This window comes from Pseudomonas sp. TE12508 (assembly GCF_056279485.1).
In genome coordinates, this window is the sequence record NZ_JBWCCN010000044.1 from 1 (window position 1) to 1,621 (window position 1,621).

At 67.7% G+C, this 1,621-nt stretch carries 1 protein-coding gene; it reads right to left on the reverse strand.

Going from position 1 to position 1,621, the window contains the following annotated elements; translation table 11 throughout:
• Nucleotides 1–1,621 (reverse strand): T1SS-143 repeat domain-containing protein (locus ACZ9IM_RS30455; RefSeq protein ID WP_476225832.1); only part of this gene is annotated, 1,621 nt, incomplete at both ends.

The window sequence follows — 1,621 nt, forward strand, 5'->3', positions numbered from 1 at the left end:
CTGGCCGTGGTCGCCTCGCCGGTCACGTCGCCCGTACCCCCGGCAATGCCATTGGCCAGGCCGTCCTCGTCGACGGTTCCCGTTGCGGCAGTACCGGTCGCCGTCGGCGTGTCGTCGTCGACGGTGATGACCAGTTTCTCGGCCGCGGCCGTCACCGTGTCGCCGTCCTTGTCGGTGGCTTGCAGCAGCGAGCCCAGGTTGATGGTGATGTCGTTCTCGTTGTTACCTGCCGCGTGATCCAGCGGCTTGAGCAGCGTGAAGGTGTAGGCACCCGCTGCGGTGAGGCTGAAGGTGAATACATCGGTCGCGCCGGCCGTGGCGGTGAGCGTGCCGCCCACGACGCTGTACACCAGCGCCACCCCGCCCGAGTTCAGCGCCGGCAAGCCGCTGGTGTTACTCGACAAGGCATAGGTCAGCGGCGTGTCGGCGCCCGACTGGAAGATACCGGTCACGCTGCCGCTGGCTGTGGTCGCCTCGCCGGTCACGTCGCCCGTACCACCGGCAATGCCATTGGCCAGGCCGTCCTCGTCGACGGTTCCCGTCAAGGCGGTACCGGTCGCGGTCGGCGTGTCGTCGTCGACGGTGATGACCAGTTTCTCGGCCGCGGCTGTCACCGTGTCGCCGTCCTTGTCGGTGGCTTGCAGCAACGAGCCCAGGTTGAGGGTGATGTCGTTCTCGTTGTTACCGGCCGCGTGATCCAGCGGCTTGAGCAGCGTGAAGGTGTAGGCACCCGCTGCGGTGAGGCTGAACGTGAACACGTCGGTCGCGCCGGCCTTGGCGGTGAGCGTGCCGCCCGCGACGCTGTACACCAGCGCCACCCCGCCCGAGCTCAGCGCCGGCAAGCCGCTGGTATCACTCGACAAGGCATAGGTCAGCGGCGTGTCGGCGCCGGACTGGAAGATACCGGTCACGCTGCCACTGGCCGTGGTCGCCTCGCCGGTCACGTCGTCCGTACCCCCGGCAATGCCATTGGCCAGGCCGTCCTCGTCGACGGTTCCCGTTGCGGCAGTGCCGGTCGCCGTCGGCGTGTCGTCGTCGACGGTGATGACCAGTTTCTCGGCCGCGGCTGTCACCGTGTCGCCGTCCTTGTCGGTGGCTTGCAGCAGCGACCCCAGGTTGAGGGTGATGTCGTTCTCGTTGTTACCTGCCGCGTGATCCAGCGGCTTGAGCAGCGTAAAGGTGTAGGCACCCGCTGCGGTGAGGCTGAAGGTGAACACATCGGTCGCGCCGGCCTTGGCGGTGAGCGTGCCGCCCGCGACGCTGTACACCAGCGCCACCCCGCTCGAGCTCAGCGCCGGCAAGCCGCTGGTGTCACTCGACAAGGCATAGGTCAGCGGCGTGTCGGCGCCGGACTGGAAGATACCGGTCACGCTGCCACTGGCCGTGGTCGCCTCGCCGGTCACGTCGCCCGTACCCCCGGCAATGCCATTGGCCAGGCCGTCCTCGTCGACGGTTCCCGTTGCGGCAGTACCGGTCGCCGTCGGCGTGTCGTCGTCGACGGTGATGACCAGTTTCTCGGCCGCGGCCGTCACCGTGTCGCCGTCCTTGTCGGTGGCTTGCAGCAGCGAGCCCAGGTTGATGGTGATGTCGTTCTCGTTGTTACCTGCCGCGTGATCCAGCG